Here is a 26797-nt window from a genome sequence, read left to right as displayed (position 1 = left end):
CGACGGGAAAGGGGCTCCTCGGGTCCGGAACGGCGCGGTCAGCCGTCCAAAGCGACCTCGACGGCCCGGAGCGCGTCGGCGCCGGCCCGGCGACCGACGACCACGGTCAGCCCGGTCGGCGTCACGCCGGCGGCGTCGACGGCGACGCCCGCGATGCGGAGCCGTCCGAGCACGCGTTCGAGCGCGCGCGGCCCCACGTCGCCGGCGGCGACGACCGCAGTCGCGTCGCCCGCGCCGGCGGCGTACTCGGTCCCGGCGACCGCGAGCACGGCGTCGGCATCGTCGATATTGTCGTCGACGCCGTCGACCGTCCCGACGCCGCGCTCCATTCGGACGCGCGCGTCGGCGTCGGTTCCGGCGACCGTGCTCGCGTCGTCGCCCAGCTCGTTCGCGAACCGCCGTAGTGCCGTCGCCACGGCGTCGGGGTCGGCGTCGATGTCGAGCGTCGCCGCGGCGGCCGCGTAGTTCACGACGCCGGCCCGAAGAGCGTCGTACAGGAACGGTCGCTCGCGGACGGCGGCGCGGGTCTTCTCGGCGACGGTCATGGGCAGGCACGCGGCGGCGGCGGACATAACCGCGACGGTTCCGGTGGGGATGCTGATTCACGGGCGACGGTTCCGGTGGCGACACGGACGCGACTCCGGCGGCTGCGACGACTCCGACAGCGCCGCCGTGCAACCGGTGACACGCCGCCCACGGAAGCGAGTTTCAGTAAGACCGCGGACAGAAACATCATTCAGATTACCCTTTAGTCGACGGGAGCCCACTGTCCATATGCAATGAGACAACCGGCCCAACTGGGACACGGCGTCCCCGAGCCCGACGCATCGATCGGTCCGGCAGTCGCGGTCGTCGCGGTCGTGCTGGCGGCGCTTCTCGCGTCGCTGTTCCCGTTCGTCGCCGCGGCTGTCGGCGGTGCGGCGGTCGCACTCGCTGCGAGACGACTCCTGCCCGCCGCACGAAATCAGTTCGTCGGTCGCCGGCGCCGACGGCTGTGCCTCCCCGGCGCCCGCGCCTGCGTCGAGTTGTGAGCCGGTCGAGTTTCGGTCCCCGCTGACGCCCCTCCCCACGCTCGTCGTCTTCGCCATCATCGCGTTCCCCCGACGCGATCGCCCTCCCCTGCCGAAGGCGATAAGGTCGCTCCGGCCTTCGATTCGCCCATGAGTCAGGCGTTGGTCATCGTCGCCCACGGGTCGCACCTGAACCCCGGGTCGAGCGCGCCCACCTACGACCACGCGGACACGATCCGCGCGGCGGGGGCGTTCGACGAGGTCCGAACCGGATTCTGGAAGGAGGAACCGAGCCTGCGGGAGGTGTTGCGCACCTGCGAGGCCGACGAGGCGTACGTCGTCCCGATGTTCATCTCGGAGGGCTACTTTACCGAGCAGGTGATCCCACGCGAGCTCCGCCTCGGCGACTGGGACGTCGCCGACTGGGACTCCGACGGCCTCTCGGCGGACGTGGCCACCTACACCGCCGAGGACACCGGCCAGACGGTCCACTACTGCGGGCCGGTCGGCACCCACGAGTCGATGACGGACGTGCTGGTGCGCCGGGCCGAGAGCGTGACGAACGACCCCGACGTGGGGGAGGGCTTCGGCTTCGCCGTCGTCGGCCACGGCACCGAACGCAACGAGAACTCCGCGAAGGCGATCGAGTACCACGCCGACCGCGTCCGCGACATGGACCGCTTCGAGGAGGTGCAGGCGCTGTACATGGACGAGGAGCCCGAGGTCGACGACGTGACCGACTACTTCACCGCCGAGGACGTGGTCGTCGTCCCGCTGTTCATCTCCGACGGCTTCCACACGCAGGAGGACATCCCCGAGGACATGGGCCTCACCGACGACTACCGCACCGGCTACGACGTGCCCGCCGCGGTCGACGGCCACCGCATCTGGTACGCGGGCGCCGTCGGCACCGAGTCGCTGATGGCCGACGTGGTGCTGGAGCGCGCTGCCGACGCCGGCGCCGACGTGAGCGCCGCCATCGAATCCGTCCGCGAGACGACCCGCGTCGCCCCGGGGGCGGACGACTGAATGCTCGCGCGACAGTTCGACGCGCTGCTCGCGGCCGCCGAGTCCGACGGCGGGATCGACTTCGACGGTCTGCGCGTCGCCCGCGAGGGTGACGGACACGGAAGCGACGGGGACGGAGCCGCCTCGGGCGACGGCGGCGGCTACACCTTCGCCACGCCCGAGCACGAGGCGACCGGTCTCTCGGAGTCCGAGCTTCACGCGCACGCCGACGGGAGCCCGTACGTCACGAACTGGTACTTCTGGGAGCGGGAGGTGCAACGTCACGAGTCCCCCCGCCGGGCGTTCCTCCGACGCGCGGAGGCGGCCGACGAACACGGCGCCCACGAGCGGTACGACGCGCTCGCGGACGGGATGGTCACCGAGTGGGGCCAGCTCCGGATCGAGGCGACGCTCGCGGACGCCGCGGGCGACGCGACCCCCGCGGACGGCTCCCGCCGCTACGACGTGCGTCACGTCGACGACGCCGACCACGCGGTCGAGGAACTGGAGCCGTACGACGACCCGCTGGAGGCCCGCGATCTGTCGAAACACGACGACGACGGGATGTACCGCCCGCTGAAGACCGGGACGAACCTGCCGACCGGGTGGGCGTTCCACGACCTGGACTGGCGCGACGCGGTGGAGACGGTCGAGACGCTGTACCCCGCGACGGTCGCGAACTGGTACCGCGAGCAGCAGGGACGCCTCGACATCGACCACTGGACGGACACGACCGACCGGCAGACCGGTATCTACGGGGTCGTCTCGGAGCTCCCGCGCGAGGCCGTCGAGTGGGTCGCCGAGGCGGCCTGCGTCGACTCCCAGTGCGTGAAGCGCCGGGAGTGGCAGTACGACGAGGGCGACGACCTCGCCGCCGACGGCGGGGCCGGCGCGTTCCCGTGCCGAGAGCCGTGCTCGCTCGTGGTCGCGGCCGCGCGCAGGTGGACGAAGCTGGAGGAGGAGGAGCCCCGCGAGTACACGTTCCACCTGACGCCCAGCGAGAAAGAGCAGATCGAGGGCGTCATCGACGCCGTCGCCGACGGCCGCGTCGGCGGGATCCGCGAGGCCGACGTGTACGAGGACGCCAACCGCTACCGGACGCGCTACCTCCGCGCGAAGCTGTTCGACGACCACGGCAACCTGTGTGGCGTCCCGACCGATCCCGAGGAAGGGCACGGCGACGACGACCACGAGGAATAGCCCGCACGGCGACGGATCGACCCGCTCCGCCGGACTCGACTAGCCGAACAGCAGGAACCCGGCGACCAGCACGGCGACGCACACCGCGACCACCCCGAGCGTGACCGCGAACCCGTCGAGCGCGACGGCGACGATCCCCGCCCCGACGAGCGCCGCGGCCGCGAGGGCGCCGACCGCGAGCGTCCCAGACGTCGGCGAAGGGGCCTCCACCTCGCTCTCGATCACTGCGCCCGCGGCCACACGGGAACGTTCGATACCCTCCACGAGTCGCTGTCGGGCGGTCGACGCCGACACCGAGCGTCCGTCATCCGTCGGCGTCGACGCCGACGGGTCGGCGGCCGCCGTCGATGGGTCTCCCGACTGATCCCGCTCCGCGAGGTCACCGGCGGGATCGCCGTCCGCAGGGTCGCCACCTTCCGCCGAGTCGTCGCCGGCGGCGTTCGACGACGGGGCGATCCGCAGCGGTACCGTCGTCCGCTCCGCGCCGTGGCCCACGACGATCTCCAGGACTCCCTCCACCGCGGCGTTCACGGGCGCGACCGACACGCGAACCGTGCGGGTCGCCCCGCCGTCGACGTAGTGGTTGGGCGGCGTGACCGACGCGACCTCGGCGACCGGTCCGTCGAACCGCAGGTGCACGTGGACCGGCTCCCCCTCGTTTTCGAGCTCGACGGCGAACTCGCCGTCGGTCGCGAACGACTCCGGCGCGGTCACCCCGTTGAGTCGATCGCGGTTCAGCGTCACCCCCAGGATAGCTGCCTCTGACGACACAGGTTCTCCTCCCGCGGAGACGAGAAAAAAGTTCGTCGCCGCGGCGGCGATCGTCGGCCGGCGTTTCCGGTAGACCGCGGGGTCGGGAACCGTGCCTACTCGCGCATGTCCGGCGGCAGCAGGTTGGGGATCCCGTCCTCGATGGGATACGTCTCGCCGCAGTCGGTGCAGGTGAGCGTGCCCGCGATGATCTCGCCGTCCTCGCCCTCCTCGCGCTCTGTCACCTCGAGCTCGAGGTCGTGCTTGTCGAGCGGGCAGCAGACGATGTCCAACAGGGACTCCTTCATCGGTCGGTTCGTGGCGCGGGTCGGGCAAAAGCGTGCGGGTTCCGTGTGTCGACCACGCCGTCCGCGCGTTCGTGTCGTCGGCTCCGACGGAGTGGCCTACGGAGGGTCCGGCCGGTCCGCCTACGTCCAGGGGTTCGCCCGCACGACCGTCTGCTCGCGGTCGGGCCCGACGCCGACGGCGTAGACGGACGTGTCGAGCTGGTCCTCGAGGTACTCCAGGTAGTCGCGGGCGGCGGCGGGCAGCGCCTCGTACCCCTCCTCGGCGACGGCGTCGGCGTCGAACGCCTCCCAGGTGTCGAACTCGCGATGCACGGGCTCGCACTCCCCCCAGCGCTCGGTCGTCGCGGGCAGCGACAGTCGCTCCTCGTCGGCCAGCTCGTAGGCGTGGCCGACCTTCAGTTCGTCCAGCCCGGCGAGCACGTCGAGGTGGTTGACCGCGATCCCGGTGTAGCCGTTCACCCGGGTGGCGTGGCGCAGCATCGGCACGTCGAGCCAGCCGATGCGACGCGGGCGGCCGGTGACGGTGCCGAACTCGCCGCCCTTCTCGCGGATGTCCGAGGCGAGCGCCTCCTCGCGCTCGTCGCCGTCGAGCTCGGTCGGCATCGGCCCCTCGCCGACGCGCGAGAGATACGCCTTCACGACGCCGACGACCTCGCCGCGCCCGGTAACGGTCGGACCGACCCCGGTGCCGGTGGCGGCGCCGCCGGCGGTCGGGTTCGAGGAGGTGACGTACGGGTAGCTGCCGTGGTCGACGTCGATGAGGGTGCCCTGCGCGCCCTCGAACAGCACGTTGTCCCCGTTCTGGCGGCGCTCGTACAGGAATTTCGAACAGTTGACCGTCATCCCCTCCTCGCGGAGGCGACGACCGAACTCGGCGTACTCCTCGTGGAGCGCGTCGACGTCGAACGCCTCGTCGGCGTCGAGGCCGTACACGTCCTCGACGAGCGCGCGCTTCCGCGGGACGACGTACTCCAACCGCTCGCGCAGCACGTCCGGATCGAGCAGGTCTCCGATACGGACGCCGCGGCGACCGGCCTTGTCCTCGTAGGTCGGGCCGATCCCGCGCCCGGTGGTGCCGACCTCGACGCCGGAGTCGGAGTCGGCCTTCGCCTCCTCCTCGATGCCGTCGAGCCGCCGGTGATACGGCATGATGACGTGCGCGCGCTCGGCGACGCGCACGTCCGGGTCCAGCCCGCGCTCGCGGAGCGCCCCGAGCTCCTCGAAGAGCGTCCGCGGGTTCACGACACAGCCGTTGCCGAGCACGCCGACCTTGTCGCGGACGGCGCCGGAGGGGACCAGCGAGAGCGCGTACTCCTCGCCGCCTTCGACGACGGTGTGGCCGGCGTTGTCGCCCCCCTGATACCGCACGACGGCGTCGGCGTCCCCGCCCCAGAGGTCGACGAGGGCACCCTTGCCCTCGTCCCCGAGCTGGGAACCGACGATGGTGACAGTCATACCGACCGCCGATTCCGCGCCGCGTGATAAACCGATTACGGTCCGTGCGCAACGAGGATCCACATGTGTGCATTATCGAGCCCCCGAACTGACGGGACTGTTCGGATCTGCGCATTTCCCGTTCAGTCCCCGGGCGTAACCGTTAACCACACCCATACCCGAGATCGAGTCGAGACCGCCCGACATCGTGACGGTCCGGCGACCGGATCCAGACCGGGAGGAGAACTTTTAAAAGGAGGACGGACGAGTTAACACGTGTCATGATAGACAGACTGGAGAAGGAGGTCGATATGCTGGAGCGACACCTCCAAGTCCTCCGGATGGTCATCGAGAACGAGCCGATCGGGATCGTGAAGATGTCCAACGAGACGGGATACCCCCACCACAAAGTCCGCTACTCGCTGCGCGTACTCGAGGAGGAGAACCTCATCGAGCCGTCCAGCCAGGGCGCGATCACGACCGAGCGGACCGCCGAGTTCGTCGACGAGCTCGACGGCAAGATCGACGAGATCGTCGAGAAGATCGGCGGCATGCGGATCGAGGACGCGCCGGAACTCGAGGGCTGACCCGACCGAAATTCGGCTGACGCTTCCTGCGGTCACCTCGCTGCGACCGCGGTAGCGCCGCGGCTGTCTCCTCGCTTGCGTTCGTCGCGGCTGTCGAACGGATCCGGATACCCCGGAAACCAGCAGCGGCCTCGGAACGGCTTGCCTACAGTTCGGGGACGTTCACGTGGAACTCGCCCTCGCGCGACTCCACCAGACAGAGGTGAAAGCCCCGCTTGCGCGAGAGTTTCACGAAGCTCTTGCGCTTGCCGCGCGAGAGCAGCCCCCCGCCGGTGGCGTCGGCGGCCGCCTCCAGCGCCCCGGGATCGAAAAAGGAGGCCGTGACGTAGAAGCCCGCCGCGAGGTGGTCGTCGGCGTCGGCGACGGCACCCGCGTCGCCGACGAGCCCGTCGAGCATCGACTCGGTCGTCGCGTCGCGGCCCTCCGTCACGTCGGCCACCACCAGCGGGTTGCCCATCCGGTCGCGGAGCACGACGTCGAACGTGTGCTCGGTCGCGCCGCCGTCGGCGTCGTCGACCGCGACGGTCCCGTCGAGTTCGGCGCGGTCGATCTCCGGGATGGCGTCGAACAGGTCCCGCAGCGCCGACTCGTTGCCGGTGCTTTGGATCTCGTACAGCAACTCGCGAACGGCCCACTCGACGAAGCCGTACTCGATCGTATCGGTGAGGTACTCGCGGAACGGCCGCCCCTCGACGGTCGCGTCGGCGGCCTCGAAGTCGGTGTGGAGCTCCAACCGGAGGTTGTCGTTCACGTCCGACCGGCTCTCGCCGCCCGCGTGCGCGTTCCCCAGCGTCGCGCCGCCCTTCGACTCGTACCGGACGAACAGGTTCGTCCCCGCCAGCGCCCGGTCCGCCGGGATCGCGCGTGCGGGCGTTCCGTCGTCGCCCCCGTCCTCGCCGCCGGACGACGCCCGCTCGCGCGCCGCCTCCGCCTCCTCGCGCGCCTCGGACAGCTCCGTCTCCAGTTCCTCGACGCGCTCGGAGAGGCGGTCGTTCTCCTCGCGGAGCCGATCGAGTTCGTCCTCGTTCGACTCCAACTGCTCGCGGGCCTCGCGGGCGCCCTCGATGGCGCGGTCGCGCTCGGCACGCGCCGTCGCCAACGCCTCCCGCGCGGCCCCGAGTTCCTCGCCGGCCTCTGCCGGGCCCGCGGTCGAGACCGGCGCGCCGTCGCCGCGATCACTCGACCGCCGATCGTCCGAGTCGACGCCGCGGGAGCGCTCGCCCCGACCGGCGTCGCCCGTCGCGGAGGCCGTTCCGGTCGTCGATCGGTCCCGCTGGCGCCGGCGGTCCGCGACCGCGTTCGACGCGTTCGTCTGCGCCTCCGTCATCTCCGTGGTCCCCGTTCGCGACGGGTCGAGCGACGGGATCGATCGGGTTTCCCGCCACTGTTCTTCCGCGGAGAACGGGTCGCCGTCACCGCTCGACTCCCCGCGGCCCGCCGTATCCCCGGACGGATCCGCCGATCGCGACGCCGCGGGCCGCCCGGGGTCGGCCGGTTCCGGTCCGGTCGCGGCGCCGTCCTCCGCGGGCAGGTCCTCGACCGATCGCGTCGCGCCCGCCGTCCCGTCGTTCTCCCGCGTCGGCGCACCGACAGTCGACTCGACTGCGTCGTCGGCCCCGCCCGTCTCGTCGGGGTCGTCCGGCTCCGCCGTCGTGTCCGACTCCTGCCTCGTCGCGGCGGCGGCCGCCCGGTCGTCGCTCTCGCCCGGCGCGGCCCCGACGTCGCCGGGGTCGGTCGGCGTGTCCGGTCCGTCGGGATCGGTCGCCCCGCCGGCGCTCGGGTCGGACGAACCGGCGGAGCCGGCGGTGTCCGCCGTCGAGTCGTCCGTGTCGCTCGGCCCGTCGGCGCCGCCGAACGTGATGCTCGTCGGGGAGTCGTCTCCGGGCGCGTCGTCGCCGACGGCACCGTCCGGACCCGTGCTCGGGTCCCCGGTTTCGGCGTCCGGCATCGGGTCCGGCTCCGGCTCCGACTCCGGTTCAGGTTCCGGGATGTCGACGACGTCGACGTCGACGTCGACGACCTCGTAGATCCCGACCTCGTCGTCGGCGGCCTCGAACGCCTCGTCCCCGGTGAGGACCTGCTTCTGTTCGCCCGTGCCGACGAACGCGCACGCGAGCCGGCGACCGCCGTAGTAAACCACGTAGTAGTCGCCCGAGAGGACGTTCTCCGACAGCTCGACGTAGCCGGTGAACTTCCCGGAGGAGAGCTTCGCGTCCGCGGCCGACAGGGCCGTGTCGTTCGTGTAGTAGCGCGCCTTCGTCTCGCCGCCGCGTTCCCGCATCGCGTACAGCAGCGGCAGCGACGGGTCGGGCGCGGCGTATGCGGTGCCGTCGGCGTCCGAAAACGAGTCCAACGACCCGTCGAACACGCCGACAACGCGACCGTTCAACAGGAACAGCCACGCGTGTCCCTCGGTGACCGCCCCGGTGAACTCGCGGGACTGCAAGGTACGGAGCCCGTCGATCCCCCCCGAGAGCGGCTCGGACTCCCATCCGGTCACCGTTTCGACTGTTTCACCGTCCATCGCCGGTACATCGCCGCGTCCGACGCAAATACCTTCCGCCTGGTCGGACGGCCGTCGGACGGTGGTTCTCTGCGGTTGACAGCTTCGGCATCGGGAGTCGCGTGTGCCGATCAGCCCGCGATCGCGTACAGGAACAGGAAGCCGAAGTACAGGAGGACGAGCGTTCCCAGCGACACGATACGGAACCGTCGGAGCGCGTCGGACTCCGCCTCGCGTGCGTGCTCGTAGGCCGCGCGCTCGTCGTCGTCGAGATCCCGATGGTCCTGTCCGAGGTGCAGGTCGCGGTGGCGCTCGCGGGCGAACGGCCGACCGCACCGCGGGCACGCGAACGCGGTCGCGTCGGCGGGCACCTCGTACGGGTCGGTCACCGAGCCCCGCGCGTCGCCGCCGGCTGACTGGGCGTCGCTCATACGAACGGGGGCGCACCTCCGGGGCGCGAGACGATCCACAGGCTCGCCATCGTGTACGCCACCATCGCGACGGTGACGCCGTACTGGCTCCGGATCGCCTGGAGTCGGTCGGGGAACAGATCGTAGGCGGCCGAGTGCGCGACCCAGACTGCCAGCAGGTGCCCGGCCAGCACCGCGGCGACGCCGACGCCGCCGACCCAGCCGGGCACGAGCAGCGCCGGGACCGTCGCCGGGGGCGACAGCGGCGACGTGAGCACGACCGCGAGCGTCGGCGACAGCGACAGCGCCGTCGCGAGGTTGTGCGCGAGGTGGTAGCCGGCGGCGATCGCCAACAGCGACGGCGCGAACCGGCGGGCGAGCACGTCGGGCGCGACGTACGTGTCGGCGGTCCGCCGGGCCGCGCGGGCGGACGCGAGATACAGCGCCAGAAACAGGCCGTACCCGACCAGCATCGCCGCCAGATAGACGGCGAGCGCGGGGACTCCCGCCTCGACCGCCGGGCGCGCGATGGCGGTCCACGCGGCGGTACCGACGAACCCGTCGTAGGTGGTGACGAAGACGATCGCGACGACGAAGCCGACGTCGTCGCGGCCGTCGACCCACGCGGCGTCGGTGAGTCCCATTCCCGGAAGCCGCAGGCGGAGGCCGTCGTCGGTGCGCGTGACGGGGGCAACCCGGCCGTACGCCGCCAACAGTTGCGAGACCGGGTCGGCGGTTTCGAACCAGTCGCCGACGCCGAAGGCGACGCTCCCGGCGACGGAGACGCCGAGGTAGCCGACCACGAGCGCGGTGAGCAGTCGCGGGTCGTCCGCCATCGGCGTCACCACCTCCAAGTACACGAGCGCGAGCAGGCCGGCGACCGCAGGCCACGATCCGAGCCGCTCGGGGTACGGGCGGTTCAGCGACGGGAGCGCGCCGGCGATCGTGCGGAACGGATCGACCGCCGGCCACGTGTTGCCGAGGAGGTACGCCGAGAGCACGAACACGGCCCACCAGCCGACCCACACGATCAGGACGGCCGCGCTGTCGGTAGCGGATGTCGGCCCGAACAGGCCGGCGACGATCGTGACCGCGAGCGCCGCGATCCCGACCCCCCTCGCGAGGAGCCGGGGGACGCGACCGGCGTCGGGGAGCGCGCGTCCCCACCCGTCGATCCGACGGATGTACGCTCGGTCGGTGACCGCCGACGCGAGGAGAAACGACGCGCCGACGACGGCGCCGCCGGTGGCGAGGAACAGCCACGTCGGCACCGTCACCGTCTCGCGGGTCGCGCCCCGGACGCCGCCGGCGTGGGCGGCGACGCGGGCCGCGCTCGCGACCAACCCCAGCGTCGCGAGCGCGAGCGGGGTCGCGCGTCTCGCGAGGCCGGCACATCGGGAGTGGCGATCCATCACCGGCGGTTGGGAGGGTGCGGACGAGTAGCTTGCGAAACCTCGGCGCGCCCGCGACGGATCCCGGGGCACGCCGGCGCCGACCGATCAACCGGAATCGTCGTCGTGGGCGCCGACAGCGTCGCCGCGGTCGTCGACAGCATCGCTGCTGTCACTAACATCGTCGACGCGGTCGTCGCCCGCGTCGGGACGCATGTCGTCCGTCCGCTCGGCGAGCACCTCGCGGAGGACCGTTCGGTGGCTCCGCAGTTCGCCGGAGCGCTCGGGGCCGACGATCACGACGTCCGCGCCCGCGTTCAGCGTCGCACACAGCGAATCGAGCGCCGAGCGGGCGTCGGGATCGGACGCGAGGTGCTCGCGGTAGCGGTCGGCGAAGTCGACGCGGTCCCACGCCGCGTTGTGCGCGCCGGACGCACAGAGCCCGTCGATCCGGAACGCCGCGGCGGCGTCGGCGTGATCATCACGGAGCGCCCGCGGCGGCCCCAGCGCCGGACGAGCCTCGTCGACGAGCGCATGCAGGCGCCGCGAGGACGACGCCGCGACGCCGACAAGTCGGGCCTCGGGCGGAACGTCGCCGTCCCCGCGGTCGAGTTCGGCGACGTAGGTGTCGAACACCGCCATTAGGGAGAAGGGGCTTCTCGGCGGGCAAAAACACACCGCCGGGACGCGGACGCACGATTCGATGGGGTCGGAGGGGTCGACTCAGGCGCGCTTCGACCGGGCCTCCCGCACCCCGGCGCCCTCGCGGATCATGTCCTCGCAGGAGGGGCACACGCGGACGTTGTCCATCCCTTCCGGAGCGAACACTCGGACGTACCGTTCGGTGACGAACGAACTACAGTTCCTACACTCCGGCATACATCCGATGATTACCGTCTACCGTAGTATGTGTATCGGCCGATCACACAAACTACCGGGATGGGAACCACGATCGAGGGGTGTCGGCGCGCCATCGGATCGGCTGGTCACGGCATCGGATCGCCGTCGGGCCGGCGGCGGCCGGCGCAGGTGGGAGGATTTTTGTCTCCCCGTCGGCTACCGGCGCGCATGGCTACAGAAACGGAGGACGCCCACGACGACGGGCACCACTTGCCCGCGGTCGAGGACTGGCCCCGCGGGTTCGGGGAGGCCTCGTGGTGGCCGTTCGTCACGGCGCTCGGGGCCGGCGGCATCTACATCGGCGCGGCGCTGTACCTCATGGCCGTCGGCGACCGGACCCTCGTGGGGCCGATGGTGGGTCCCGGGGTGATCGTCGGGAGCATCGGGCTGTTCCTGGTCGGCATCTACGGGTGGATGTATCACGCGTTCGTCGTTCATTTCTGGGAGCGCGGCGCCGACGAACACGGCGCGAACAAGCTCCAGTGGGGGATGATCGCGTTCCTCGGGTCGGAGATCGCCACCTTCAGCGCCGGCTTCACGTACTTCTTCTTCATCCGGTCGCAGGACGCGTGGGCGGAGATCGCGAGCGACCTCCCGACGCTGCTCGGATCGCTGGTCATCATCAACACCTCCATCCTGATCGTCTCGTCGGTGACGCTGCACTTCGCCCACGGCGCCATCCGACGCAACGATCGCGGGAAGTTCCTCGGCTGGCTCGGCGTCACGCTGCTTCTGGGCGTCGTGTTCATCGGCGGGCAGGTGTACGAGTACTACGAGTTCATCATCCACGAGGAGTTCACCCTCACCACCGGCCTGTTCGGCTCGGCCTTCTACGGGCTCACGGGACTGCACGGGCTGCACGTCACGATGGGTGCGGTCCTGCTTACGATCGTGTTCGTTCGCGGCCTCATGGGGCAGTACTCCGCGGACCGCCACGTCTCCGTGACGACCGCCTCGATGTACTGGCACTTCGTCGACGCCGTCTGGATCTTCCTCGTCGTCGCCCTGTACGTCGGCGCCGAGGTCGGCGCGTAGGCGTCCCCGGACCGACGCTCACTTCTCGTCGCGTTCGTCGTCCCCCTCAGAGAACCGGATCTCCTCGACGACCCGCCGCTCGCCGTCGACGTACTTGTAGCGGACGTCCGTCTCCTCGTCCTCGGTCCGCCGGTGGGAGCCGTCGCAAAACGGGAACTCCCCGCTGAGCCCGCAGCGACACACCGCGATGTCGCCCTTCTCGTCGTCGATGTCCTCCTCGTCCAGTCGGAGCGGCCCGGTGGCCTCGAGCGTGACCTCGCGCACGGGCGGGCTTCACCTCCGAGGCCAATCAGTTCACGGGCGATCGGTGAACCACGTCTCGGGCGGCGCGAGCACGCCGGAGCACACGCCCGCGAGCAGCAGGAAGTACGCGATCAGTCCGCCCAACAACGCCGCAACGACGAGCGGCCCGACGCCCCCGCCGTCGACGGCGACCGCGGCAGGACCGCCGAGGGCGACGAGGAGCGTCCCGCCCCAGCGAACGCGTCGGTCGGCCCACAGTCGACGTGCGGCTGACGGGCGGCGTGCCATCGTGAGTTCGATCCCGAGTGCGCCGGCGGCACCGACGACCGCAGCGGCCAGCGACGCGGCGCCCGTCAGGCGCGCAAGTTCGAGGCCGAGCAGCGGCGCGGTGAGGAGGAGGGTCACCGTCGCGGCGAGCGCGAGCAGAGCGTCCCGGCGGCGGTCGGTCACGTCACCCGGTCGGATGTGCGTGGTGTTTAATCCATCCGCCCCGGAAAGCCCGCTATGACCTCCGGGACCGGACGCGCGGCCGAGTATCTGCTGGGCGCGTTCGGCGTGATGCTCCTCCTCGCGTTCGTCTACCAGTGGGGGTTCGCGACGTTCGAGGGTCGGCAGGTCGACTACATTCACGCGCTGTACGTCGTCGTCGAGACGTTCACCACGACCGGGTTCGGGCTCGACGCCGACCAGTGGAGTTCCGACGGAATGCTCGCGTTGATGGCCGTCATGCAGCTGGCGGGAGTCGGGTTGATATTTCTCGCGCTGCCCGCAGTCGTCGTGCCGTTAGTGAACGAGGCACTGACGAGCTCACCGCCGATGACGACCGACCGGACGGACCACGTCGTCATCTGTGAGTTCACCCCGCGCGGAGAGATGCTGGTGGGAGAGCTTCGCTCCCGCGATCAGCCGTTCGTTATCGTCGTCCCCGACGCCGATCGCGCGGTCGAACTCGCGGACGAACACCCCGTCGTTCACGGCGACCCCGAGGAAGTCCAAACGCTGGACCGGGCGAACATCGAATCGGCACGAGCGCTCGTCGCCGACGCCGACGACGAAGCGAACGCCAGCATCGCGCTCTCGGCGCGTGAGCGCTCGGAGGACGTTCGCGTCGTCAGCCTCGTCGAGGACGAGGACGTCGCCGACTACCACCGGTACGCCGGCGCCGACCGCGTGTTGTCGCCGCGACGACTGCTCGGGGAGACGCTCGGATCGAAAGCGACCGCGAGCGTCGCCGACGAACTGGGCGACGGGGTCGAGATCGGCGAGGACTTCCAGATCGCCGAGCTGCTGGTCCACCACGGCAGCCCGCTGATCGGCGAGTCCATCGCCGGGTCGGCGATCGGCGACCGGACCGGCGCGAACGTCCTCGGCGCGTGGAAGGACGGCGAGTTCGAATCGCCGCCCCGCCCCGGTCGTGTCATCGACGAGCACACCGTCCTGCTCGTCGTCGGGACGGAGTCCGAGCTCGAGGTACTGAAGGACCTCACGCTCTCGGAGACGCGACGCCGACGCCGCGGCTCCGTCGTCGTCGCCGGCTACGGGATGGTCGGCCACAGCGCGGCCGCGGAGGTGCGCCCCAGCGACGAGGTCGTGGTCGTCGACGAGCGCGACGCGCCGGGCGTCGACGTCGTCGGCGACGCGACCGACCGCGAAACCCTGGAGGCGGCCGACGTCGAGGACGCACGGGCGGTCGTGATCGCGCTCGATTCGGACACGACGACGATCTTCGCCACGTTGGCGGTGAAGCAGGTCGCACCCCACGCCGAGGTGATCGTCCGCGCGAACGACGCCGACTCGGTCCCGAAGCTGTACCGCGCCGGCGCCGACTACGTGCTCGCGCTGTCGACGGTTTCCGGGCGCCTGATCGCCTCACACCTGCTCGACGAGGAGGTGTTGCGACCCGAAACACAGGTCGATCTGGTCCGGACGGTGGCCCCGCGACTGGAGGGCCGGACGCTCGCGGAGGCGGACGTGCGTGCCGAGACCGGCGTCACGGTCGTCGCCGTCGAGCGCGACGGCGACCTCTTCACGAACGTCGGTCCGGACACGAGGGTGGTCGCCGGCGACAGGCTCGTCGTCGCCGGCACCGACGACACCGTGAACCGATTCAACGAACAGTTCTGCTAGCGGTTCTATCAGCGGTTCTATCAGCTGTTCTCGGTGTACGGCTCCGCCCCGGCGACGACCACGACCGTCTCGCCGTTCGCGAGTCCGACTGCACCGTCACGCATCAGCGAGGCACGCGGTTCGTGAGCGGCGCGACCGGCGACAGCGCCAGCACCCACGCCGCGAGTACGAGCGCGCCGACGAGTTCGGGGATCGCGAGCCCCGAACCGAATCTGACGCCCGCGATCCAGAACCACCACTGCGCGACGTGGACGCCGGCGGCCGCGAGCGCGAGCCGTCCCGCCGTCGTCGTTCGCCGGACCGCCCCGTCGGTCGCCAGCACCAGCGTGACGACGAGATAGAAGCCGAGCGCGACGGGGAAGTGGAGCGAGGTGCCGGACGGGAACGCGCCGACGCCGGCCATGAGCAGCGCGGCGACGCCGAACTCGACGGCGACGAGCCGGGCGCCGCGCGTCCCGGCGGCCGCCCACAGCGCCCACGCGTACGCGAGCGCGACGGCGCCGCCGAGCAGGAGCCCGCCGTTGAACGCCGTCGCGACCGCGGCACGGTCAGCGACGCCCAAGTCGGACAGCGCGTTCGTGGTGACCGAGAACCACGGCGCCAGCGCGACCGCGACCGCGATACCGCCCAGCGCGGCGATCATCGCGCCCGCTCCCGACGCCGCCGCCACCCGTCGTCGCGTGTTCGTCACGGACGCCCGATCCGCCGCGAGGGTGATGGGTGTTGCCCAACCGGGAGCAACGCGCCAGGGGTGCATCGACCCGTGGTGTGGGTGGTTCCGGTCCGGGCGTCGCCGACGGTGGGCGTCGCCGGTTCGGGGCATATCGCGCGCGGGGTTCCGCCTCCCGAACGCTTTCGGTGGCCACGCGCGCAGCACGGACGATGACCGAACTCGACCTCCCGGCGCTCGGCCTCGGCACCTCCGCGAACGACGACTTCGAGGAGTGCGCCGAGACGGTGAGGACGGCACTGGAGACGGGCTACCGTCACGTCGACACCGCACAGATGTACGACAACGAGGCGGCGGTGGGAGAAGGGATCCGCCGCGCCGACGTGCCCCGCGAGGAGGTGGTCGTGGCGACGAAAGTCCACCCCGACAACCTCGCGTCCGAGGACGCGAAACGTACCACCCGCGAGTCGCTGGAGCGCCTCGGACTGGACGCGGTCGATCTCCTGTACGTCCACTGGCCGATCTCGGCGTACGACCCTGAGGAGACCCTGCGCGCGATGGACGAACTGCACGAGGCGGGACTGTGTGACCACGTCGGCCTGTCGAACTTCACGCCCGACCTACTCGACGAGGCGCGGGCGATCCTCGACGCCCCGGTCGCGGCCCACCAGGTGGAGTGTCACCCGTTGTTCCCGCAGACGGAACTGCGGGAGTACGCCGTCGAGCACGGCCACACCCTCGTCGGCTACTCGCCGTTGGGGCGCGGCGAGGCGCTGGACGACCCGCTGCTCACCGAGATCGCCGAGCAGCACGGCACGAGCACCGCCGCGGTCTGTCTCGCGTGGGCGTTCGCGCAGGAGGCGCTCGTCCCCATCCCGAAGGCGACGGGCGAGCACGTCCGCGCGAACTTCGAGGCGCAGGAACTGGAACTCGACGAGGACGACCTCGAACGCATCGCCGAGTACGACGTCCGCGAGCGCGTTATCGACCCCGAGGACGCCGCCTGGAACCGGTAGGGCCGTCGCTGCGAACGGACGTTATCGACCGGACCCGCCGTCGTCGGCCGGGTCGACGGCGCCGTCCCCGTTGACTGCCGCGGGGGACGGCCGGACCGCGTCGTCCGTCGGCCTGTCGGCGGCGACGGACACGTCGCGTTTCGGGTACGGGATCTCGATCCCCTCGGCCGCGAAGCGGTCGTGGATCGCCCGGTTGAGCCGGTGGACCGCCTTCGCGCGCCGCGTCGGCGACGACACCCAACACAGCAGTTCGTACTCCAGCGCCGAGTCGCCGAACCGCCGGAGGCGACACCGCGGCTTCGGCGAGTCGAGCACCAACGTCTCGTCGGCGGCGATGTCGACCAGCAGCGCCTCAAGCGCGTCGAGGTCGGTTCCGTAGGCGACGCCCACGGGCGCCCGGACGCGGCGGCGTCGCGAGGGCGCCGACTGGTTGATCACCTTCGTCGCGTTGAGCACGGAGTTGGGGACGGTGACGAGCACCTCGTCGCGCGTCAGGAGGGTGGTCGAGCGGATGCCGACTTCGACGACCGTGCCGGTCTCGCCGGAGTCGAGTTCGACGAAGTCGCCGACGCGGTAGGTGTCGTCAAAGTACAGCGCCACCCCGCCGAAGAAGTTCGCGACGGTGTCCTTCGCGGCGAACCCGACCGTGATCCCCACGATGCCGGCGCCCGCAAGCAGCGGCGTCACGTCGACCTCCCAGATGTAGAGGACGGTGCCGGCGGTGCCGACGAGGACGACGAGCGTCCACACGTTCGAGAACACCGGTGCGAAGTCGTACCGCGCGCCCTGATCCTGGAGATACTCGACGCCGCGGTTGACGATCTCGTTGAGCGCCCACGCCCACAGTAAGACGACGGCCGTCAACGCCGGGTCGCCGAAGAACGACTCCAGGGCCGCCCCCGAGACGGGGACTGCGGCGACGACCCCCTCGACCCGGGTGAGCACGAACACGCCCGCGAGTGCGAGCGAGGCGACCAGCGGCACGCGGACCTCCGCGAGCGCGATCTCGTCGAGGCCGGTCTTCGTCCGAGTGACGAACCGCCTCGCCGCGCGGATCACGACGAGTTCGGCGAGGAGGGCGGCGCCCAGCGAGACCGCGAGGACGAGCGCGGCCGCCTGCCACGGCACCAGCGCGTCCAGGGATGCGAGTACGTTCATGCATCCCCGACGCGCGCGGCGAGATAATACACTCGGTGCCCCCGGCGGTCTCCCTGCCCACCGGTAGCTCCCGGCCGGGCCGCTCGCGTCCGCGATCCCGAGCGTTCTTGACCGATGCCGCCCCACCGTCGCCCGTGTACAAACGCGGCCACTTCGGCGTCGCCATGCTCGCGCTCGCGCCGATCACGTTCTGGCTGCTCTCGACCGGCTTCCCCGTGTTCGGCGCGCTGGTCGCCGGAACGGTCCTCTATCTCGCGATGTTGCCGGACGTTGACCACCGCGTTCCCGGCGTCCCCCACCGCGGGCCGACCCATTCGCTTCTGTTCGCGGCCGTCGTCGGCGCCGTCTTCGCCGGCGCCGCATCGCTCGTCGAGCCCGTCCTCTCGATCGCGGTGCCCGGCGGCGTCTCGATGGTCGCGTTCGGCTTCCTCCTCGGCTTCGGAACCGTCGTCGCGCACCTGCTCGGCGACGCGATCACGCCGATGGGCGTGAACTTCCTGTGGCCACACCCGCGGACCTGGTCGCTGTCGCTCACGACCGCCGACTCGACGATCTGGAACTGGGGGCTGTTCGTCCTCGGCGTGTTCGCGCTGGCGGCCGCGGTCGCGCTGGCGGTGCGGGGTGCGCCGATCTGAGCGCGACGGCGTTTCGCTCCCGGGCCGGGCGTCACGGTCGGGGACACCGATTTATCCCGGGTGTCCGTAGCCGGTCACATGAGTGAGGAATCCACTCGACCGGACCTGCTCGACGACGCCCAGCGACGCTTCCCGGTCCCCGACTACGACGAGGTGCCCGAGGACATCCGCGAGCGCCTCGACGAGGAGGCCGAGCGCGCGGGCTTCGCCCCGAACGTCATGTCGGCCCTGGCGTACAAGCCCAGCCACTTCCGGGCGTTCATGGCGTTCCACGACGCCCTCGTCGACGACACCACGCTCGACCGCGAGGAGGTGGAGATGATCGTCGTCGCCGTCTCCGGGCAGAACAACTGCCTGTACTGCAACGTCGCCCACGGCGCGCTCGTGCGCATCTACGCGAAGGACCCGCATCTCGCGGACCAGTTGACGAGCAATCACCGCACCGCCGACGTGAGCGACAAGCGCATGGCGATGCTGGAGGTCGCGGTGAAGCTGACCGACGAGCCGGACGGCGTGACGACCGAGGACCTCGATCTGCTGTACGAAGCGGGCTACTCCGAGGAGGAGGTGTGGGACATCGGGATGGTCGCCGCGTTCTTCAACCTCTCCAACCGGATGGCGACGTTCGCCGACTGGCGCCCCAACGAGGAGTTCTACACGATGGGTCGGTAGCGACGGTCGCCGCGAACTGAGCGCGCCGACCGCCTACGCCGTCGACTCGACCTCGTACTGCTCGGGCACCGCGGCGACGAGATCCAGCGGGTCGGCGTCGCCCTCGACGACCGCCTCGTCGCCCTCGTGGTCCGCGGTCGCCTCGTCGACGCCCTCGACGCCCTCGAGCGCCTCGACAACCTTCGTCTCACAGCCGCCACAGGTCATGCCGGTGATCCGCATCGTCGTCGTCATAGCCGGCTGTAACGGCTGGACCGTGATTCCTGTTTCGATCGCGGAACGACGCGGCGCGGGTTCCGAGGGAAACGCCCGACATTTCTTTGGAATAGAAAGCTTGCGACGTAGAATAGCACCGATTCCCAAGGCGCAAATCGCATGAGTATGGGCCCCGTACGTACACCCAATGAGTGAACGACGAACCGTCCGGGTAGACGTCGGCGGGATGACCTGTGCCAACTGCGCCGCCACCATCGAAGACGCCGTGGCGAGTCTCGACGGCGCGGAGGCGACGGCGAACTACGCCACCGACGAGGCGACCGTGGAGTACGACGCCGAGCGCGTCTCGCTGGCGGAGGTGTTCGACGCGGTCGAGTCGGCCGGCTACGACCCGATCGCCGAGACCGTCACCGTCGGCGTCACCGGCATGACGTGCGCGAACTGCTCGGCGACCATCGAGGACGCCGTCGGCGACCTCCCCGGCGTCGTCTCGGTCGACGCGAACTACGCCACCGACGAGGCGACCGTGCGATACGCGCCGTCGGTGACGACGCGCGAGGACGTCTACGACGCCGTCGAGGCCGCGGGCTACGAGCCGATCCGCGAGGACGGCACGGACGGAGACGGCGGCGACGGGCAGTCCGCGAAGGACGCCGCGCGGGCGGCGGAGCTCCGGCACCAGCGCCGCCTGACGCTGTTCGGCGCTGCGCTGTCGACGCCGCTGCTCGCGATGCTCGTGCTGGAACTGTTCGCGCCGGGCGTGCTCCCCGAGGAGATCCCCGGGACGGGCCTCCACATCGGCTGGGCCGCGTTCGCGCTCGCGACGCCCGTGCAGGGTATCCTGGGCCGGGAGTTCTACGTGAACTCCTACAAGGCGCTCGTCGTCAACGGCCGCGCGAACATGGACGTGCTCATCGCGCTGGGCTCGTCCACGGCGTACGGCTACTCCGTGATCGCCCTGCTGGGCGTGCTCCCGCGGGCGGGGCTGTACTTCGACACGGCCGCGCTCATCCTCGTGTTCATCACGCTGGGCAACTACCTCGAGGCGCGCTCGAAGTCGCAGGCCGGCGAGGCGATCCGGTCGCTGCTGGAGTTGAAGGCCGACACCGCGACCGTCGTCCGCGAGGACGGCACCGAGGAGGAGGTTCCCCTCGAGGACGTCCGCGTCGGCGATCGCCTGAAGGTGCGCCCCGGCGAGCGCGTCCCGACCGACGGCGTCGTCCGCGAGGGCGAGTCCGCCGTCGACGAGTCGATGGTGACCGGCGAGTCCGTCCCCGTCGGGAAAGCGCCCGGCGACGAGGTGATCGGCTCGACGGTCAACGAGAACGGCGTCCTCGTGGTCGAGGCGACGAAGGTCGGCGAGGAGACGGCGATCCAGCAGATCGTCACGCGAGTGAAGGAGGCGCAGTCGCGCCAGCCCGACATTCAGCGCGTCGCCGACCGCATCTCGGCGTACTTCGTCCCCGCGGTGATCGCCAACGCCCTCCTGTGGGGGGCGGTGTGGTACCTCGCGCCCGAGGCGCTCGCCGGCGTCATCTCGGGACTCCCGCTGTGGGGACTCGCCGCGGGCGGCCCGGCCGCAGTCGGCGTCACCGAGTTCGCGGTGCTGGTGTTCGCCTCCGCGGTCCTCATCGCGTGTCCGTGCGCGCTCGGGCTGGCGACGCCGGCGGCGACGATGGTCGGCACGAGCATCGGCGCCCAGCACGGCGTCCTCTTCGAGGGCGGCGACGTGTTGGAGCGCGTCCGCGACACCGACACGGTCGTGTTCGACAAGACCGGGACGCTCACGCGCGGCGAAATGACCCTCACCGACGCGGTTCCCGTCTCGCCGGCGGCCGACGGCGCGGTACCGGCCGACCAGACGGGCGAGCAGACGGGCGACGCCGAGGGTCCGACGGATCGCCTGCTCGCTGCGGCCGCGACCGCCGAGAGCGGCAGCGAGCACCCGATCGCCGAGGCCGTCGTGGCGGGCGCCCGCGACCGCGGCGTCGAGCCGGGCGACCTCGACGTGCTCCAGAACGTCTCCGGGAAGGGGATCCGCGCGCGAACCGATCACGGCACCGTCGTCGTCGGCAAGCCCGAACTCCTGCGCGAGGCGGACGTCGAGCCCGAGCCCGCGCTGGAGACGATGCGCGAGCTGGAGTCGGAGGGGAAGACGGCGATGCTCGTCGCCGCGGACGGCGAGCTGCTGGGCGTGCTGGCGGTCGCGGACGAGGTCCGTGAGTCGGCCGTCGCCGCGGTCGAGGCGCTCCGCGAGCGCGGGATCGCCGTCCACATGATCACCGGCGACAACGAGCGCACGGCCCGCGCGGTCGCCGAGCGCGTCGGCATCGACCCGGAGAACGTCCGCGCGGGCGTCCTGCCGGACGACAAGGCCGACGCCGTCGAGGCGATCCAGTCGGACGGCTCGCGGGCGATGATGGTCGGCGACGGGGTGAACGACGCACCCGCGCTGGCAACCGCGTTCGTCGGCGTCGCCATCGGCTCGGGCACCGACGTGGCCATCGAGGCCGCCGACGTGACGCTGATGCGCTCGGACCCGTTCGACGTGGTGAAGGCCATCAACGTCTCGGAGGGGACCCTCGCGAAGATCAAGCAGAACCTCTTCTGGGCGCTCGGCTACAACACCGCGATGATCCCGCTGGCCTCGGTGGGGCTGCTCCAGCCGGCGCTGGCGGCCGCCGCGATGGCGTTCTCCAGCGTCTCGGTGCTCGCGAACAGCATGGCGTTCCGGTCGTACGACCCCGACGAGCGCTACCGGCTGTTCGGCCGGTTCCGCTGAGATCGGACGGAGCGGTCGCTCCCCGGGCGACGCCTTCTTCGGCGCCGCGCCACGCGACCGTGACCGACGTGAGAACCGACAGCCAGGCCGGGCGTTCGCTCGGTCGAACGCGCGGCGGCGATGGACCGGCCCTGACTCGGTTCGCCCCGAGAGGACGCCGAGCGCGAGCGAGCCAACGAGCAGGCCGGAAGCGACGGCCCGAAACACGGCCGACGGTCGGCGCCGGCGGCCGAACCCGCCCGGAATCACCCGGTCGGAGCGGCCACGATACCGAAACGTCGAACCGGCGGGGGCGACGACTCCGGCGTATGCGAACGAGCCTGAACGTCCCAGACGACGCCCTCGCCGAGTTCGACGCCGTCGCCGAGGCCGAGGGGTTCGACTCCCGCTCGCGGGCGCTCCGGGAGGCGATGGCCGAGTACGTCGAACGCCACACGCGACTGGAGGAGGCCGCCGGCGAGGTCGCCGCCGTCGTCGCGTTCGACTACGTCCACGACGAGGTGATCCGCGACCTCCACGGGGTCCAGCACGACTACCAAGACGTGATCACGACCACCTCGCACGTCCACCAGGGCGAGTGGTGTCTGGAGACAGTGTTCTGCCGCGGCGACGCAGCCCGCGTGCGCGAGTTGGTCTACCGCCTCCGCGACTTCGACGCGGTCCGTCGCGTCCGGGTGCTCTCGCTGGTCGGCGGGGAGCGCTGAGCTCCCACCTACAGCGTCCCGTACGCGCCCATCTCCCCCTATAGCGTCCCGTTCGCGCCCATCTCCCGGATCTCGGCGGCGCGTTCCTCGATGGCGGCCCACTCCTCGTCGCCTTTGTCGTCGACGTGGGAGTACATCAGCCCCATTCGCCCCGTGCCACGGAGCACCTTCTCGTTGCGCTTCAGGAAGTCCCAGTACAGCGCGTTGAACGGACACGACCCATCGCCGGTCGTCCTGGTGTGGTAGTAGGGACACGACGAGCAGTAGTCGCTCATGCGGTTCACGTAGTTCGCCGAGGAGGCGTACGGCTTCGAGGAGAGCGCGTCCGTCGCGAACGACCCCATCCCGACGACGTTCGGCGTCGTCACCCAGTGGAACGCGTCGACGAACCCGAGGTGGAACCAGCGGTTCAGTTCGCCCGGGTCCGCGCCGTAGATCAGCGCGAAGTTCGAGAGCACCATCAGCCGCTCGATGTGGTGGGCGTAACCGTGTTCCCGGACGTGGCCCACGGCCTCCGAGAGGCAGGTCATGTCGGTGTCGCCGGTCCAGTACGCCTCGGGGAGGTCCCGCGTCTGGTCGAGCTGGTTCGCCTCGTCCATCCCGGGCATCGACTCGCGGTAGACGTGGCGCATGAACTCCCGCCAGCCGATCACCTGCCGAACGAACCCCTCGACGGAGTTGAGCGGGACCTCGGGGCCGTCACTGTCGTCTCCATCGTCGCCGGCGCGGTAGGCGTCCACCACCGCCTCGACAACCTCCCGCGGGTGCAACAGGCCGAGGTTGATCGCCGGCGACAACAGCGAGTGGTCCAGCGCCCACTCGCCCTCGACCATCGCGTCCTGATACGGCCCGAACGCCGGGAGGCGGACCTCGAGAAAGTGATCGAGGGCCTGCAGCGCCTGCTCGCGCGTGACGGGCCACACGAAGTCCGCAAGGTCGGCGCTGCCCCAGTGGTCGTCGTACCTGTCGGCGACGAAGGCGTGAACGTCCCGCGTGATCGCGTCAGGTTCGAACTCGGGGATCTCGGGGGGTGACCAGTCGTCCGGCGGCGTCTCGCGGTTGTCGTCGTCGTAGTTCCACTCGCCGCCCACAGGGTCCCCGTCGTCGGTCAGCAGGATCCCCGTCTCGCGGCGGACGTGGCGGTACCAGTGCTCCTGCCGGTAGGTCCCGGCGTCGTTCCCCGACGCCCCGTCCGACCCTCGGCCGGCGGTCCACTCGTCCCAGTCGTCGGGGGTGGTGAGAAAGCCGTCGTTGGCGACGAGCGTGCAGTCGCCGCCGCGCGCCTCGACCATGTCTCGCAGGCGCTCGCCGGCGCCGTGGCTCGCGGGACGCTGGAGCACGAGCGCGTCGCCGGGGTTCGCCTCGAAGTACCGGTCGAGCCCCTCGCCGAACGACTCGGCCTCGACGTAGGTCACCTCGTAGCCGGCGTCGCGAAGGGCGTCGCGAGCGTGGCGCATCGCCGAGAACACCAGCGTGAGCTTCTGCGGGTGGTACGGCATGCGCTCGGCGAAGCCGTGCGCCTCGATCATGAGGACGTGGTCGTCGTGTCGGAGCGGTGCGGCGTTCGGGTTCAGTTGGTCGCCGAGGAGCCAGACGGTCATGGGTGAGTGAGCGCGACGGCCGATACACGACCGCCCGACGCAAGGGTGTTGCGACGGGAGTGTTCGCGTATTCACGGTCGACGCGTCCGCCGGCTGGACGCGCTCGCCGACTCGGTGCGCTCGCCTCCCGCTCGGCTCAGCGGTCGCGGGTGTCGCGTCGGGCGGCCCGCTCGGCCGCCTCGCGGTCCGCGACGTTCGCCGCGTCGCGCTCGCGTTCGCGCCTGGCGAGGCCGTACAACACGAGCGGCGCCGCGATCGCGAGCACGACGAACGCGAGGACGAACGCTCCCTCGACGGCCATCTACCCGAGGAACACGTCCACGATGTCGCTCCCGGCGGAACCGGTGTCGCGGTACAGCTCCGAGTAGCCGCAGTTCGTACACGAGACCACCCGGAAGGAGTTGGTCTGAATGTCGAACATCTTGCTCAGTCCGCCGCCCGTGGTGGAGATCGTCCCGACCTCGGCGTCGGTGTGACCGCACTTGGGACAGCCGTCGTCGCTATCGGTGGAGGGCGCTGCTGCCATACGACGGCGTTCTCCGGGATACAGAATAAGTCTTGGGCGGCGATCGGACGACTCTCCGACGGGGGCGTGGCGATGGTAGTCGCGTCCGCGACGGGGCGCGCAGCTACTGTGCGGCTACTCCCCGAACAGCTCCTTCTCGCGCTCGCGCAGTTCGATCCGCCGCGTCTTGCCGGAGGAGGTTTTCGGCAGCTCGTCGACGTACTCGATCCGACGCGGGTACTTGTACGGCGCCGTCTCCGATTTCATGTAGCTTTGCAGTTCGTCGGTGAGGTCGTCGCTCCCCTCGTAGCCCTCCGCGAGGACGACGTACGCCTTCACCACGTCGCCGCGCTCCTCGTGGGGGGAGCCGACCGCGGCCGCCTCCGCGACCGCCTCGTGGGAGACGAGCGCGTCCTCGACCTCGAACGGGCCGATGCGGTAGCCCGCAGAGAGGATGATGTCGTCTGCGCGCCCCTCGAAGAAGAAGTATCCGTCCTCGTCCTCGCGGGCCAGGTCGCCCGTGCGGTAGTACTCGCCCGAGAACGTCTTCTCGTCGAGGTTCGGCTTCTCGTAGTACTGCTCGAAGATGCCCGGACAGCCGACCGGGACCGCGATCTCGCCGGTCTCGCCCGGCTCGACTTCCTCCTCCTCTTGGGTGTCGATGATCGTGGTGCCGAGGCCGGGGGTCGGCTTGCCCATCGACCCCTCCTTCACGTCGATACCGGGGTAGTTCGAGACGAGACACACGGTCTCCGTCTGCCCGTAGCCGTCGCGGGGGGTGATGCCGTAGGCGTCCTGCAGCGCCTCGATCGGCTCGCGGTTGAGCGGCTCGCCCGCCGACAGCGCCTCCTTCAGCGGGAGGTCGTACTGCTCCAGGTCCGTCTGGGTGAACATCCGGTACTGCGTCGGGACGGCACACAGCCGGGTGACGCCCTCCTCCTCCATCACCGAGAGGAACTCGTCGGCATCGAACTCGCCCTCGTACAGCAGTTGGCTCGCGCCGGTGGTGATGCCGACGCCGACGGGCGACCAGAACCACTTCGCCCAGCCGGTGCCGGTCGTCGCCCACAGCAGCTCCTCGTCGAGGTCGATGTCGTCGTCGTCGACGCCGGGTGCGTCGGTTCCCTCGGCGGTGACGCCCCACCAGTACGGCGCGTTCACCAGCTCGAACGCGCGCATCCACCGGTGCTTGTGGAGGACGGGCTTGGGCTGTCCGGTGGTGCCGGAGGTGTAGTTGATGCTCATCGGGTCCTGCGCGCCCACGTCGGGACCGTCGTGTTCGGTCTCCCGACCCTCGAGGAGGTCGTCGAAGGCGTGCCAGCCGTCGGGACCCGACCCCCCGACCGCGATCAGGGTGTCGACCGGCGTCTCCTCGACGATCGGCTCGACCATGTCCACGAGCGACTCGTGGGCGACGACGGTGGTCGCCGCGGAGTCGTTCGCACGGAACTGCAGGTCCTTCGGCTTGAGCATCTCCGAGCAGGGGACGACCAGCGCGCCCCGCTTGAGCACGCCCAACTGGACGGCGAACACGTCCGGGTGCCGCGGGAGCAGGTGCATCACGCGGTCGCCCTCGTCGACGCCCAACTCCTCGAGGGCGTTGGCGAATCGGTTCATGTCCCCGTGGATGTCCGAGTACGTGCGCTCCGCGCGCGTTCCCTCGTCGTCGAGGAACGTCACGGCGACGCGGTCGCCGAACGCTTCCGCGTGCCCCTCGATCACCGACGGGAGGGAGTAGTCGTCGGGGATGTCCCACTCGAAGTCGTCGACGGCGGTGTCGTAGTCGACCGGCATACGCGGAGGGTGGACAGTATAGGGAATAATCGTTTGGGTACCGTTCCATACGTTTGGGATCGGCGCGCGGTCGTCGGATCGACGGGACGCGACCGACGACGCCACCCGGATTTTTGTCGCCGCCCGACGACGCGCTCG

General features: G+C 70.7%; 29 protein-coding genes. 11 read left to right on the top strand and 18 right to left on the bottom strand.

Annotated elements, in window-relative coordinates:
- Nucleotides 1-38: 38 nt before the first annotated feature.
- A complete protein-coding gene (locus tag K6T25_RS10125; protein ID WP_222913740.1) occupies nucleotides 39-545 on the bottom strand; it encodes a DUF7523 family protein in 507 nt (168 codons plus the stop codon).
- Between the two features lie 234 nt (nucleotides 546-779).
- On the opposite strand from K6T25_RS10125, the gene K6T25_RS10120 reads away from it, so the two are divergent.
- The 3 genes from K6T25_RS10120 to K6T25_RS10110 all read left to right on the top strand — a co-directional run bounded on the left by K6T25_RS10120 (nucleotide 780) and on the right by K6T25_RS10110 (nucleotide 3218).
- Nucleotides 780-1031 carry a hypothetical protein gene (locus K6T25_RS10120; RefSeq protein ID WP_222913738.1) on the top strand — a complete coding sequence of 84 codons (252 nt, stop codon included), beginning with the start codon at nucleotides 780-782 and terminating at the stop codon, nucleotides 1029-1031.
- Nucleotides 1032-1160: 129 nt separating this feature from the next.
- Nucleotides 1161-2039 carry a CbiX/SirB N-terminal domain-containing protein gene (locus tag K6T25_RS10115; RefSeq protein ID WP_222913736.1) on the top strand — a complete coding sequence of 293 codons (879 nt, stop codon included), beginning with the start codon at nucleotides 1161-1163 and terminating at the stop codon, nucleotides 2037-2039.
- The gene (locus K6T25_RS10110; protein WP_222913734.1) at nucleotides 2040-3218 is read left to right on the top strand and encodes a DR2241 family protein; all 1179 of its coding nucleotides are present in this window, start codon (nucleotides 2040-2042) and stop codon (nucleotides 3216-3218) included.
- A gap of 39 nt (nucleotides 3219-3257) precedes the next feature.
- Here the strand turns inward: K6T25_RS10110 and K6T25_RS10105 are convergent, their stop codons facing one another.
- From K6T25_RS10105 to K6T25_RS10095, 3 genes are all read right to left on the bottom strand, one after another.
- Nucleotides 3258-3989, bottom strand: coding sequence for a DUF7524 family protein (locus tag K6T25_RS10105; protein ID WP_222913732.1), 732 nt, complete (start codon nucleotides 3987-3989; stop codon nucleotides 3258-3260).
- Between the two features lie 95 nt (nucleotides 3990-4084).
- The gene (locus tag K6T25_RS10100; protein ID WP_222913730.1) at nucleotides 4085-4276 is read right to left on the bottom strand and encodes a methytransferase partner Trm112; all 192 of its coding nucleotides are present in this window, start codon (nucleotides 4274-4276) and stop codon (nucleotides 4085-4087) included.
- A gap of 120 nt (nucleotides 4277-4396) precedes the next feature.
- Entirely contained in the window at nucleotides 4397-5731 is a 1335-nt protein-coding gene (locus tag K6T25_RS10095; RefSeq protein WP_222913728.1) for an adenylosuccinate synthase, read from the bottom strand.
- 260 nt (nucleotides 5732-5991) lie between these two features.
- On the opposite strand from K6T25_RS10095, the gene K6T25_RS10090 reads away from it, so the two are divergent.
- Complete coding sequence (locus K6T25_RS10090; RefSeq protein WP_159667556.1) at nucleotides 5992-6297, top strand: hypothetical protein; 306 nt, start codon at nucleotides 5992-5994, stop codon at nucleotides 6295-6297.
- 145 nt (nucleotides 6298-6442) lie between these two features.
- Here K6T25_RS10090 and K6T25_RS10085 read toward each other — a convergent pair whose 3' ends face one another.
- The 5 genes from K6T25_RS10085 to K6T25_RS10065 form a co-directional block, all read right to left on the bottom strand.
- Nucleotides 6443-8821: a DUF7527 domain-containing protein gene (locus K6T25_RS10085; RefSeq protein ID WP_222913726.1), complete on the bottom strand. Its 2379-nt coding sequence runs from the start codon at nucleotides 8819-8821 to the stop codon at nucleotides 6443-6445.
- A 110-nt stretch (nucleotides 8822-8931) separates the two neighbouring features.
- Complete coding sequence (locus K6T25_RS10080; RefSeq protein WP_225917730.1) at nucleotides 8932-9231, bottom strand: DUF7410 domain-containing protein; 300 nt, start codon at nucleotides 9229-9231, stop codon at nucleotides 8932-8934.
- Nucleotides 9228-10622 (bottom strand): hypothetical protein, encoded by a 1395-nt coding sequence (locus K6T25_RS10075; protein ID WP_222913724.1) that lies wholly within the window; start codon nucleotides 10620-10622, stop codon nucleotides 9228-9230. Before K6T25_RS10075 ends, K6T25_RS10080 begins: the two co-directional genes overlap by 4 nt.
- A gap of 87 nt (nucleotides 10623-10709) precedes the next feature.
- Complete coding sequence (locus tag K6T25_RS10070; RefSeq protein ID WP_222913722.1) at nucleotides 10710-11243, bottom strand: DUF488 family protein, N3 subclade; 534 nt, start codon at nucleotides 11241-11243, stop codon at nucleotides 10710-10712.
- Nucleotides 11244-11324: 81 nt separating this feature from the next.
- A complete protein-coding gene (locus tag K6T25_RS10065) occupies nucleotides 11325-11480 on the bottom strand; it encodes a DUF7563 family protein (RefSeq protein WP_201289589.1) in 156 nt (51 codons plus the stop codon).
- Nucleotides 11481-11669: 189 nt separating this feature from the next.
- Between K6T25_RS10065 and K6T25_RS10060 the strand changes: the two genes are divergently transcribed.
- Complete coding sequence (locus K6T25_RS10060; RefSeq protein ID WP_222913720.1) at nucleotides 11670-12536, top strand: cytochrome c oxidase subunit 3; 867 nt, start codon at nucleotides 11670-11672, stop codon at nucleotides 12534-12536.
- An 18-nt stretch (nucleotides 12537-12554) separates the two neighbouring features.
- Here K6T25_RS10060 and K6T25_RS10055 read toward each other — a convergent pair whose 3' ends face one another.
- Both K6T25_RS10055 and K6T25_RS10050 read right to left on the bottom strand, forming a co-directional pair.
- Nucleotides 12555-12800: a CDGSH iron-sulfur domain-containing protein gene (locus K6T25_RS10055; protein WP_222913718.1), complete on the bottom strand. Its 246-nt coding sequence runs from the start codon at nucleotides 12798-12800 to the stop codon at nucleotides 12555-12557.
- Nucleotides 12801-12830: 30 nt separating this feature from the next.
- Complete coding sequence (locus K6T25_RS10050; RefSeq protein ID WP_222913716.1) at nucleotides 12831-13229, bottom strand: hypothetical protein; 399 nt, start codon at nucleotides 13227-13229, stop codon at nucleotides 12831-12833.
- A 54-nt stretch (nucleotides 13230-13283) separates the two neighbouring features.
- Between K6T25_RS10050 and K6T25_RS10045 the strand changes: the two genes are divergently transcribed.
- The gene (locus K6T25_RS10045) at nucleotides 13284-14906 is read left to right on the top strand and encodes a potassium channel family protein (RefSeq protein ID WP_222913714.1); all 1623 of its coding nucleotides are present in this window, start codon (nucleotides 13284-13286) and stop codon (nucleotides 14904-14906) included.
- 103 nt (nucleotides 14907-15009) lie between these two features.
- Here the strand turns inward: K6T25_RS10045 and K6T25_RS10040 are convergent, their stop codons facing one another.
- Nucleotides 15010-15597 carry a DUF998 domain-containing protein gene (locus K6T25_RS10040; protein ID WP_225917729.1) on the bottom strand — a complete coding sequence of 196 codons (588 nt, stop codon included), beginning with the start codon at nucleotides 15595-15597 and terminating at the stop codon, nucleotides 15010-15012.
- A gap of 191 nt (nucleotides 15598-15788) precedes the next feature.
- Here K6T25_RS10040 and K6T25_RS10035 point away from each other — a divergent pair, with 191 nt between their 5' ends.
- Nucleotides 15789-16592 carry an aldo/keto reductase gene (locus K6T25_RS10035; RefSeq protein ID WP_222913712.1) on the top strand — a complete coding sequence of 268 codons (804 nt, stop codon included), beginning with the start codon at nucleotides 15789-15791 and terminating at the stop codon, nucleotides 16590-16592.
- Nucleotides 16593-16613: 21 nt separating this feature from the next.
- On the opposite strand, the gene K6T25_RS10030 is transcribed toward K6T25_RS10035, so the two are convergent.
- Nucleotides 16614-17750, bottom strand: coding sequence for a mechanosensitive ion channel family protein (locus K6T25_RS10030; RefSeq protein WP_222913710.1), 1137 nt, complete (start codon nucleotides 17748-17750; stop codon nucleotides 16614-16616).
- A 134-nt stretch (nucleotides 17751-17884) separates the two neighbouring features.
- Between K6T25_RS10030 and K6T25_RS10025 the strand changes: the two genes are divergently transcribed.
- Both K6T25_RS10025 and K6T25_RS10020 read left to right on the top strand, forming a co-directional pair.
- On the top strand, nucleotides 17885-18385 hold the full coding sequence (locus tag K6T25_RS10025) for a metal-dependent hydrolase (protein WP_222913708.1): 501 nt from the start codon (nucleotides 17885-17887) through the stop codon (nucleotides 18383-18385).
- 105 nt (nucleotides 18386-18490) lie between these two features.
- Entirely contained in the window at nucleotides 18491-19057 is a 567-nt protein-coding gene (locus tag K6T25_RS10020; protein ID WP_222917981.1) for a peroxidase-related enzyme, read from the top strand.
- Nucleotides 19058-19090: 33 nt separating this feature from the next.
- Here the strand turns inward: K6T25_RS10020 and K6T25_RS10015 are convergent, their stop codons facing one another.
- Nucleotides 19091-19291, bottom strand: a complete 201-nt coding sequence (locus tag K6T25_RS10015) for a heavy-metal-associated domain-containing protein (protein ID WP_222913706.1) — start codon at nucleotides 19289-19291, stop codon at nucleotides 19091-19093.
- Between the two features lie 169 nt (nucleotides 19292-19460).
- On the opposite strand from K6T25_RS10015, the gene K6T25_RS10010 reads away from it, so the two are divergent.
- Both K6T25_RS10010 and K6T25_RS10005 read left to right on the top strand, forming a co-directional pair.
- Complete coding sequence (locus tag K6T25_RS10010; protein WP_222913704.1) at nucleotides 19461-22055, top strand: heavy metal translocating P-type ATPase; 2595 nt, start codon at nucleotides 19461-19463, stop codon at nucleotides 22053-22055.
- A 308-nt stretch (nucleotides 22056-22363) separates the two neighbouring features.
- Nucleotides 22364-22759, top strand: a complete 396-nt coding sequence (locus K6T25_RS10005) for a CopG family ribbon-helix-helix protein (RefSeq protein WP_222913701.1) — start codon at nucleotides 22364-22366, stop codon at nucleotides 22757-22759.
- Nucleotides 22760-22797: 38 nt separating this feature from the next.
- On the opposite strand, the gene K6T25_RS10000 is transcribed toward K6T25_RS10005, so the two are convergent.
- The 4 genes from K6T25_RS10000 to K6T25_RS09985 form a co-directional block, all read right to left on the bottom strand.
- The gene (locus K6T25_RS10000; RefSeq protein WP_222913699.1) at nucleotides 22798-24360 is read right to left on the bottom strand and encodes a cryptochrome/photolyase family protein; all 1563 of its coding nucleotides are present in this window, start codon (nucleotides 24358-24360) and stop codon (nucleotides 22798-22800) included.
- A gap of 136 nt (nucleotides 24361-24496) precedes the next feature.
- Nucleotides 24497-24661, bottom strand: coding sequence for a DUF8143 family protein (locus tag K6T25_RS09995; RefSeq protein ID WP_222913697.1), 165 nt, complete (start codon nucleotides 24659-24661; stop codon nucleotides 24497-24499).
- The gene (locus tag K6T25_RS09990; protein ID WP_222913695.1) at nucleotides 24662-24886 is read right to left on the bottom strand and encodes a zinc ribbon domain-containing protein; all 225 of its coding nucleotides are present in this window, start codon (nucleotides 24884-24886) and stop codon (nucleotides 24662-24664) included.
- Between the two features lie 114 nt (nucleotides 24887-25000).
- A complete protein-coding gene (locus K6T25_RS09985; RefSeq protein ID WP_222913693.1) occupies nucleotides 25001-26659 on the bottom strand; it encodes an acetate--CoA ligase in 1659 nt (552 codons plus the stop codon).
- Between the last annotated feature and the right edge of the window lie 138 nt (nucleotides 26660-26797).

The organism is Halobaculum rubrum (assembly GCF_019880225.1).
GTDB lineage: Archaea > Halobacteriota > Halobacteria > Halobacteriales > Haloferacaceae > Halobaculum > Halobaculum rubrum.
Note: the sequence above shows the minus strand (reverse complement) of the source record. Positions and strands in the feature narration are given on the sequence as shown.